Below are 9705 nucleotides of genomic sequence, written 5' to 3'. Positions count from 1 at the left end.
TATAAAAAAACTCCTTCTTGTAATAAATTGTTATCTCAATTATTGCCAAGAAGAAGTTCATTTTATTCAGTTTACACAAAATTATTTACAGGGCCAGTTAGCTATCAAGTTAATTGATATATACTTGATAGCTTTTTTCCTAACTAACAGTATCTCTCTCGATTAAAGTAGGATTTAAACTTATGGTTAAATTCTCTGTAGTCCCATTAATCATATTTACTAATAATTCACAGGCACTTTGTCCCATTTCATAAATTGGCTGAGAAATAGTAGTTAATTCAGGCTCTAGTATATATGATATATTTATATTGTCATAGCCTAAAATAGAAATATCTTTCGGCACTCTATATCCTTCTCTAATTAACACCTTAAATCCACCTAATGCCATAACATCACTGCTATAGAAAATTGCATCTATTTTTTTATTAAGTGCTAACAATTTCTTAGTACTATTCATTCCACCCTCTATGGTAAAATCATCTCTAATTATTAACTCTTCATCATAAACTCCAAGTTCTTCTGCGATTTTTTTATATGCATTATATCTAATTTCACCAATTTTTAAATCCTTATGTCCCGTTACAAAAGCTATTTTCCTTTTATTTTTTGAGTATAAATAGTCTACCCCTAACTTTATACCCTGCTCATTTGAACAAAATACGCCACTATATTCGTTTATTGATTCTACATATCTATCTACTAAAACAAAAGGAACTTTATTGCTCGTTAATATATTTAAATTATGTTCACTTTTACCACCTGCTGCAAATATCACACCATCAACTAATTTACTTATAAGTAATTTTACATATTTCTCCTCTTTAGCTGTATTGTTATATGAATTACACAAAATAACATTATAATTTAGTTTTTCTGCAGTATCCTCTATTGTCTTTGCCATCATTGCAAAGAATGGATTTTCTATATCAGGCAATATTATACCAATTGTATTAGTTTTATTGGTACTCAAACTTCGAGCTATAGTATTGGGAATATAATTCATTTCCTTAGCGCTTTTAAAAATTTTTTTCCTTGTTTCATCTGATACATTTATTTCCTTATTGTTTAAAACCATAGAAACAGTAGTCTTTGAAACATTTACTTTCTTGGCTATATCCATTATAGTAACTTTTTTCACAATATCCCCTCCACAAATATTACTTTTATCCAATTACTTTTAACTGTAAGAGTTCCATATTCTGTAGAAAACTTCTAATACTGAAAAACAATTAGTTTTACTAAACTAAAATTTTTAGAGTAATCTACCTTTATTGGTGAAACTCCATCTGAATAAAGGTATATTTCATATTATTATAGCATATAGCCAATATTTTTTAATCCTGAATTAGTAGACAATCTAACTTTATTTATAGGTTTTTTATACATTAACTAAACTGTACTTTCAGCACTAAGCTTGACTAACTTTTTTTGTGATACATAATAATAAAAGATCTCTACTAAATGTAGAGATCTTCATTAGTAGTTATATTTATTTTTTTAATACCTTTAAATCTGCTGGTACTTGTTTTTCTACACTTTCACCTTTTAAGATTTTACTTGCTTGTTCTACTGAAAGCTCTCCCATTAATGCTGGTTGTTGAGCGATAGTTGCAGTCATGTCACCATTTTTTACAGCTGTTTCTGCATCTGCATTTCCATCAAATCCTATAACCATAACATTTTTGTTAGCTGCTTTTAAAGCCTTTATTGCACCTAAAGCCATTTCATCATTTTGAGCAAATACTACATCAAAATCTGGAGTTGCTTGAATTATGTTTTCCATTACTGATAATCCTTTTTGTCTATCAAATTCTGCAGATTGACTTGCTACTACGTTTACATTGCTTTTACCAGCTATCCCGTCATGGAAACCTTTACCTCTGTCTCTTGTAGCGGAAGCACCTGGTACGCCTTGAAGTTCTACTACTTTAATATTTTGCTTATCTTTTAAAGTCTCTAACATATATTCGGCTGCCATATTTCCGCCTTTTACATTATCAGAAGATATATGACAAGCAACTTCACCACCATTTGATTCTCTATCTAAAGTTATTACTGGTATCTTTTTATCGTTGGCAACTTGTATTGAATTTTTAACCGCATCGCTGTCTGTTGGATTTATCATTAATGCAGTTACACCTTGTTGTACCAGATCTTCAACATTTGATCTTTCTTTAGTAGAATCATTTTGTGAATCTAAAACTACTAGTTCATATCCCATTTCCTTAGCTTTCTTTTCTGCTCCTTCTTTCATTGAAACGAAAAATGGATTATTTAATGTTGAAAGAACCATACCTAATTTTTTGTCATTACTCTTTTGTTGAGAACACCCCATAAAACCGCCCACCATTAATGCTCCAGCTATAGTAAGTGATAATAATTTTAAGCTTCTTTTTTTCATGAATATTTCCTCCTCTTTGTATTATAAATTATTTATATTTATTTTAATTATCTAGATTTATTTTCTCCCCTTTTTATCTAATAATACAGCAACTAGTATAACTATTCCCTTTATTATTAATTGATAGAATGGTGATACATTAAGAAGATTTAGTCCATTGTTTAAAACTCCTATGATTAATGCACCGATTATAGTGCCCATTACACTTCCTTCTCCACCTGCAAGACTGGTACCACCTATTACTACAGCTGCGATTGCATCTAATTCAAATCCTGAACCTGCATTTGGAGACGCTGAACCAATTCTACTAGTTATAATAACACCACTTAAAGCAGCAGCTATTCCTGAAACTACATATACTAAAGTCTTTATTTTATCTGTATTTATACCTGAAAGCCTTGCTGAATCTTCATTTCCACCTAAAGCATATAGATATCTACCAAATCTTGTTTGAGTTAATACATAATAAGCTATTGCCACCATTAGAGCTGTAATTATTACTGGTAGTGGTAATATCCCTACTTTTAAATTTCCTATAGAATTAAAGCTTCCTGTTAGTCCAGATATAGGATTTCCATTAGTGAATACATACGTTACACCTCTGAATATAGTCATTGAAGCAAGAGTAACTATAAATGCTTGAATCTTTCCTTTTGAAATGAGCATTCCATTAATAAGACCTACTACAATACCTACTGCAACTGCAACTATTACAGCTAGGAATACGTTTCCGTTAGAGTTAATAATAGACGCAGCTAACGCACCACTAATGGCCAGTGTTGATCCTACTGATAAATCTATTCCTCCTGTTAGAATTACAAATGTCATACCTATAGCAATTATTGCATTTACAGAAACCTGAGTTAATACATTAGTTATATTTGATACTGATAAAAATCTTGGAGTTAGTATAGAAATAGCTATACATAATATGAAAAGTCCTATTAATGATTTATATTTTGATAAGTTTTTATTTCTAATACTTTGCATAATCATCCCACCTTTTTTTTACTTTATACCTACGGCTAGTTTCATTACTGATTCTTGATTAGCTTCATCTCTTGAGAGTTCTCCAGATACTGATCCTTCTCTCATTACCATAACTCTATCACTTATACCGAGAACCTCTGGCAAATCTGAAGAAATCATTATTATAGCTTTACCCATAGATTTCAACTTATTTAATAATTCATATATTTCCTTCTTAGCACCTACATCAATTCCTCTTGTAGGTTCATCAATAATTAAAATCTTTGGTGATAATAATAACCATTTTGCTAAAATAACCTTTTGTTGATTACCTCCACTTAAATTTTTTATAAGTTGTTCAGCATTTGGAGTTCTTATTCTTAGTTTTGTAATATAGTCTTCTACATCTTTTTTTTCTAAAGATTTATTAACACGCTTTGACTTATCTTCATACATTTGTAGATTTCCTAATGTCATATTTTCAGCTACAGACATACTCAAAATTAATCCTTCTTTTTTTCTATCCTCTGGCAAATAGCATATTCCTTTATTTATGGCATCTTTAGGACACGTTATATTTACCTTTTCACCATCTATAAATATTTCTCCACTTTGAGCTTTAAAGTCTCCAAATATGGTTTTTGCAAGTTCTGTTCTACCAGCTCCCATTAAACCTGCTACTCCAAGTATTTCACCTGCATTAACTTTGAAAGAAACATTTTTAACTCTCTTCTCATAATTTAAGTTTTTTACACTTAATATTGTTTCTCCTGTTTCAACTTTTCTATATGGGAATTGATCATCTATAGTTCTTCCTACCATCATTGATATTAATTTATCATTATCAATATCAGCAACCTTAGCTTCACCAGCATACTTACCATCTCTAAGTACTGCTACCCTATCACACATTGCAAATATTTCTTCCATTCTGTGGGATATGTATATTATAGCTATACCTTTCTTTTTAAGATTCTCAATTACATTAAATAATTTCTTAGTTTCTACATCAGTAAGAGCAGTTGTTGGTTCATCCATTATAATTATACTTGAATTTTTAGTTAAGGCTTTTGCAATTTCTATCATTTGTTTTTCACCAACATTAATGTCTTTTACCAATGCCTCTGGATCCACATTACATCCTATTTGATCTAAGAATAATTTACTTCTTTCTATTAAAAGCTTTTTATTTACCTTCCTTGTATATTTAGAAAATTTTTCATTACCTAAGAAAATATTTTCTGCCACAGTTAAATTTGGAATAACACTTAACTCTTGATGTATTATAGCAACTCCTAAATTTTCTGCTTCTCTTATTCCTCTAATATTTACATCTTGACCTTCGATAAATATCTTTCCTTCATCCTTAGTATAAACTCCACTTAGAATCTTCATCAAAGTAGATTTACCAGCTCCATTTTCTCCCATTAGAGCCGTTGCTTCTCCGCCATAAGCTGTAAGATTAACGTTATCTAGTGCTTTTACTCCTGGGAACATTTTCGATATATTTTCCATCTTTAGCATAGGTTTCTTTGTTTCCATTACAATTCCCCCTTTTTTAGAAAACAACTCCTGATTTTAAAATTATATTTGCATAAGGAGTTTGCTCTCCAGTTCTTACTACGGCTTTACATTCCTTTAACTTAACTTTTAATTCTTCATGAGAGATAAATGTTATTTTGGTATCTTTTATTTCTTCTTTTATTTCATCAAAGACTTTAGGATTGATATCCTTTGTTTCAGTGGCTAAAATAACCTCTTCAACCTGTAATTCTAATAAAATAGCCTTCAGTGTATCTATAAAAGTTGGAAGATTCTTTATAATTGCTAAATCTATTCTCCTTGTTTCATCAGGTATAGGTAATCCACAATCACCTATAGCTATCATATCTTTATGTCCCATTTTAGAAATTACTTCTGATATATCACTGTTTAATAATGCTGTCTTCCTCATAAATTACTCCTCTCCGTACAATTGTACTATTTCTTTTAAATATGGAATTGATGGTTGAGCCCCTTCTCTTTGAACTGTAATAGATGAAACCTTATTTCCAAAAGTAATAGCCTGTACTAAGGTATCTTTATTTATATTTTCAACATCTAGTTTTGAACTTAACCCACCAATAAAACTGTCTCCTGCTGCTGTAGTATCTAGTGCATTTACTTTATAAGCTGGAACTACTTCATAGAAGTCTTTTCCTATTACAGCAGCTCCTCTAGAGCCTAAAGTTATTATTGCAAATTTTACGCCTTTTTCTAAGAAGGCTTCACCTGCTCTTTTAGCATCATCTGCATTATCTACCTTGATTCCTGTTAAAACTTCTGCTTCTGTTTCATTTGGAACTATTATATCTGTTACTTTTAAAAGTTCTTCATGAATTTCTTTAGCTGGAGCTGGATTTAATATTGTTACCTTTCCATACTTCTTAGCTATTTTAAAAGCTTCAATAGTCATGTCTTCTGGAGTCTCAAATTGAGATATTATTATATCTGAATTTTTAATGAATTCTTCTGACTTATTAATCTCATCTTTGTTTATAGTCATATTAGCTCCTGAAACTACTATTATTGAATTATTTCCACCTTCATTAACCATTATCATAGCCATTCCAGTTGGTTGTAAATCATCTATAAAAACACATTCTGTATTTATCTTATCCTTTTTTAATTCATTTATTAAAAAATCTCCATTGTCGTCTTTTCCTATTTTTGAAATCATACACACATCTGCGCCACTTCGTCTAGCTGCTACAGCTTGATTAGCTCCTTTACCACCTGGTATTTTCTCAAAGCTTTTAGATAATATAGTTTCGCCTTCTTTTGGCATACTTTTAATTTTTAAAACTAAATCCATATTAGTACTTCCAAGTATACAAACCTTATTCATGATCTCATCTCCCGTTTAAAACTTTAGTTAACCGTTTCACTAAACCGGTTAACTATATAATAACTTACCTGTAAACGTTTTTCAAGTATTTTTTAATAATTTTTTCTAGAATATTTTTACAATACTAATTTCTCTTAAATATTTATAAATATTGACATGATGAGTAATAAAAAAATAGAGAAAGCAACTTTGTTGCTCATATTAAATTCTCCTTAATAACATAATTAGATTCTCATGTTATGTTATCCACATAGTTCAAAAATATTATTTAAGTTATTCTTATAATTTAGAAGAACAACTTAAATAACAAATATATATGTTCTAAAAATCATTCTTCATTTAAATTTATTAAGTAATATTAACAAAAAAATATTGCATAAATTGTCAAACTAACGATATATATAATATAATGTAGCATATAGAGATAAGAGAGGAATATTAGAAGTATTGAGTGATTTTGTATTTGGAGATGCCTTAGGTAGTTTTAAATAACGCTCTGTTTTAATAGAGTGTTGATATTGTTACATTTTTGCGAAGTGTGCATTAGAATTTGACTTTTAGAACTCTTAATGAGTATTGTCACATTAATCGATTGTCCAAAACTTGCTTTTGGAACAAGCTGGAATGGGGCTATACTCATTTAGATGCTCTTAAGTCCAATTCTTTAGCACTCTGAACAATATGTAACAATATCAACATGGTTTTAAAAAATAGCCTAGAATATATAGCTATAATTTTATGAATAATTATAATTAAGTTGTACTTAGGTATATAAGTCTTAAATCAAGGAGTTAAGTTAAATGAAAAAAGAAGTTAGTTTAAAGGATATTTTAATAATTATACAAAGGGGATTAAATTCTGTAGACAAACGTTTATTAGACCATGGAGAAAAAGTAGCATATATATTATTAAAAATGTTAAAGACACAGGGGAAATATAGTCAAGATCATATATTAAAATTATGTACATTAGCAATTTTTCATGATATAGGTGCTTATAAAGTAACTGAAAGAGATAAGTTATTGGATATAGATTCAATTGCTCCAATTAATCATGCAATTTATGGATCACTATTTATAAAGTATTTTTCGCCTGTAGCAGATTTGTCAGAAGTCGTATTAGGACATCATTTTACAGCAGGATATTTAAAAAAGAGGAGTGAAATCCATATACCTAATGAGGCATTAATTCTTGGGTTAGCAGATTATATAGCTTTAATTCATTTAAAGAATAATGTAATTGAAGAAAAAATAATTATAAATAAAAAGGTAGATTATTTAGAGGAAAACATAAATTTATTTTTAGAAGCGAGTAAATCAACTAATTTTAATGAATATCTTAGTAGTAATATTTACAAAAAAGAATTATATGATTTTTTTGATATTAAAAGTATAAATAAAGAAGAAATAATAAAATACATTAAAATGTTAGCTTATACAATTGATTTTAGAAGTAAAGCTACAGTAAGACATACAATAGTAGTAGAAGGTACAAGCTATGAAATTGCAAAGCTGTATGGAATAGATGAGGATGAAGCTGTAAGAATTAAAATTGCAGCTACACTTCATGATATAGGGAAAATAGCCATACCTGTAAGTATATTAGAAAAACCAGGGAAACTTACTACAGAAGAATTTGAAATAATGAAAAGCCATGTAGATATAGGATATAAAATGTTAAGTAATTTAGGTATTGATGATATTAGGGATATAGCTATGGCACATCATGAAAAACTAGATGGCACAGGATATCCTTTTGGACTTAAAGATGAGGAAATATCAAAAGAAGCTCGAATAGTTGCAATTGCTGATATTTTTAGTGCATTAACAGGGGTAAGAAGTTATAAAGATGAATTTAGTAAGTCTAAGATAATAAGTATATTAACAAGTATGGCAAGTGAGAAAAAAATAGATTTAGAAATTGTTAATTTAGTTTTAAAAAACTATGATCATATAACTAAAAAAGTTAAAGAGGAAACTAATGAACTCATGAATTTATATGAAAACCTCGAAAGTGAATATAGTAATTTATTAGAAAAATTTGCATAATAATATTTAGTAATTTTTATATAATAATTACTATTAATCACAAAGCTTTTTAATAAATTCATAGGAGCCATTAGTATTTTCTTCTCCCCAGCTATACATAGCTTCTAGGATAGAATATACCCTTCTTAGGCATATTCAAAAAATAACAGACCAGTATGCATATTTATTTTATTAAGTTCTTATTCCAAATAAAAAGTTGATTAGAGTTATTAAGAGAACCAAATAAATTTTTCTTAAATCCAGGGATTTTACCATCAAGTTCTTTAATCAATTCTTTCATGTCTTGTCTTTTGGTTTTACCATCAGCAGGACATGGATTTTTAATAATTGGATAATTATATTTTTTAGCAACGCTTTTAATAGAGTGTTCTTCTATATAAACCATAGGTCTTATTAATGTTATAGTATTTTTATGCATAAATGTTTTTGGTGAAAAGCAATTAATTCTTCCTTCATAACATATAGATAACATAAGTGTTTCTAAAGCATCATCTTTATGATGACCTAGTGCAACTTTGTTACATCCTAATTTTTCTGCATTATTATTTAAAGCACCACGTCTAAGATTTGCACATAGCGAGCATGGATTCTCTTCTTTTCTTAAATCAAATACAATTTCTTTAATATTAGTTTGTATTTCATAAAATGGAACCTCTAAATCCTTACAAAGGATATGAAGAGGAGAATTATCAACACCACCTGGATTTAATGTTATTGCTATTAAATCAAATGATTGAGGTGAAAATTTTTTATATGAATTCAAAAGGTGAAGTAATGTTACACTATCTTTTCCGCCAGAAAGTCCAACAGCAATTTTATCTCCATCCTTGATTAAATCAAAATCATTTATTGCTTGACGCATTTTAGTAAGAAGTTTTTGCATGTAAATGTCCTCCCAAATATAAATTAATCATATTAGACATATTCAAAAAAATAACAACAAGGGATGTGACATATATTTTGTATCAGATAGGGAAGTAAGCATAGTTTATAGAAAGCTATTAGCTAAACTTATTTACAAAGCATCACACAAAATAAACTAGCATATCGACTTTATTTTTCTAAATGTTACTTATATAAATAGATTATCACAAAATATCTTTATATAAAACATTAAGAATTTAAAGAATGGTTCAGATATATATGTTCTATTAAAGATATGACACATATTTTATTACATATGATACTTTAACTGTAGAATCTTAATTAGAACTTATATAACAAAAATAAGGGGATGTCTCATAATACAAATCATTTAATGATATGATGTATATTCAAAAAAAGAAATAGGAATAACATTTGTAGAAGAAGCATTGAAAAATAAGCTTAGAGTTTCTTCATTTGAAGTTGTTCCATAAATGATTGTCCTAATGCATATTAGGAGCAATCTTTTATGGGTA

General features: G+C 28.7%; 8 protein-coding genes. 1 reads left to right on the top strand and 7 read right to left on the bottom strand.

Going from position 1 to position 9705, the window contains the following annotated elements:
- Positions 1-139 precede the first annotated feature (139 nt).
- The 6 genes from BM027_RS17585 to rbsK all read right to left on the bottom strand — a co-directional run bounded on the left by BM027_RS17585 (position 140) and on the right by rbsK (position 6257).
- Positions 140-1138: a LacI family DNA-binding transcriptional regulator gene (locus BM027_RS17585; protein ID WP_090094478.1), complete on the bottom strand. Its 999-nt coding sequence runs from the start codon at positions 1136-1138 to the stop codon at positions 140-142.
- Between the two features lie 351 nt (positions 1139-1489).
- Entirely contained in the window at positions 1490-2401 is a 912-nt protein-coding gene (rbsB, locus tag BM027_RS17580) for a ribose ABC transporter substrate-binding protein RbsB (protein ID WP_090094477.1), read from the bottom strand.
- 57 nt (positions 2402-2458) lie between these two features.
- Positions 2459-3391: an ABC transporter permease gene (locus BM027_RS17575; RefSeq protein ID WP_090094476.1), complete on the bottom strand. Its 933-nt coding sequence runs from the start codon at positions 3389-3391 to the stop codon at positions 2459-2461.
- Positions 3392-3409: 18 nt separating this feature from the next.
- Positions 3410-4912 (bottom strand): sugar ABC transporter ATP-binding protein, encoded by a 1503-nt coding sequence (locus BM027_RS17570; RefSeq protein ID WP_090094475.1) that lies wholly within the window; start codon positions 4910-4912, stop codon positions 3410-3412.
- Between the two features lie 16 nt (positions 4913-4928).
- Entirely contained in the window at positions 4929-5324 is a 396-nt protein-coding gene (rbsD, locus tag BM027_RS17565) for a D-ribose pyranase (RefSeq protein WP_090094474.1), read from the bottom strand.
- Positions 5325-5327: 3 nt separating this feature from the next.
- A complete protein-coding gene (gene rbsK, locus BM027_RS17560) occupies positions 5328-6257 on the bottom strand; it encodes a ribokinase (RefSeq protein WP_090094473.1) in 930 nt (309 codons plus the stop codon).
- A gap of 800 nt (positions 6258-7057) precedes the next feature.
- On the opposite strand from rbsK, the gene BM027_RS17555 reads away from it, so the two are divergent.
- Positions 7058-8305, top strand: a complete 1248-nt coding sequence (locus BM027_RS17555; RefSeq protein WP_090094472.1) for an HD domain-containing phosphohydrolase — start codon at positions 7058-7060, stop codon at positions 8303-8305.
- 163 nt (positions 8306-8468) lie between these two features.
- Here the strand turns inward: BM027_RS17555 and BM027_RS17550 are convergent, their stop codons facing one another.
- Positions 8469-9188 carry a tRNA 2-thiocytidine biosynthesis TtcA family protein gene (locus tag BM027_RS17550; protein ID WP_090094471.1) on the bottom strand — a complete coding sequence of 240 codons (720 nt, stop codon included), beginning with the start codon at positions 9186-9188 and terminating at the stop codon, positions 8469-8471.
- Positions 9189-9705: the final 517 nt, after the last annotated feature.

Origin of the sequence: Clostridium uliginosum (assembly GCF_900112485.1) — a bacterium.
GTDB classification, from domain to species: domain Bacteria; phylum Bacillota; class Clostridia; order Clostridiales; family Clostridiaceae; genus Clostridium; species Clostridium uliginosum.
This window is presented reverse-complemented; position numbering and strand designations above follow the sequence as displayed.

Coding starts and splice junctions, on each gene's coding strand:
- rbsB (WP_090094477.1), bottom strand. CDS start 2,401: ATGAAAAAAAGAAGCTTAAAATTATTATCACTTACTATAGCTGGAGCA.
- BM027_RS17575 (WP_090094476.1), bottom strand. CDS start 3,391: ATGCAAAGTATTAGAAATAAAAACTTATCAAAATATAAATCATTAATA.
- BM027_RS17570 (WP_090094475.1), bottom strand. CDS start 4,912: ATGGAAACAAAGAAACCTATGCTAAAGATGGAAAATATATCGAAAATG.
- rbsD (WP_090094474.1), bottom strand. CDS start 5,324: ATGAGGAAGACAGCATTATTAAACAGTGATATATCAGAAGTAATTTCT.
- rbsK (WP_090094473.1), bottom strand. CDS start 6,257: ATGAATAAGGTTTGTATACTTGGAAGTACTAATATGGATTTAGTTTTA.
- BM027_RS17555 (WP_090094472.1), top strand. CDS start 7,058: ATGAAAAAAGAAGTTAGTTTAAAGGATATTTTAATAATTATACAAAGG.
- BM027_RS17550 (WP_090094471.1), bottom strand. CDS start 9,188: ATGCAAAAACTTCTTACTAAAATGCGTCAAGCAATAAATGATTTTGAT.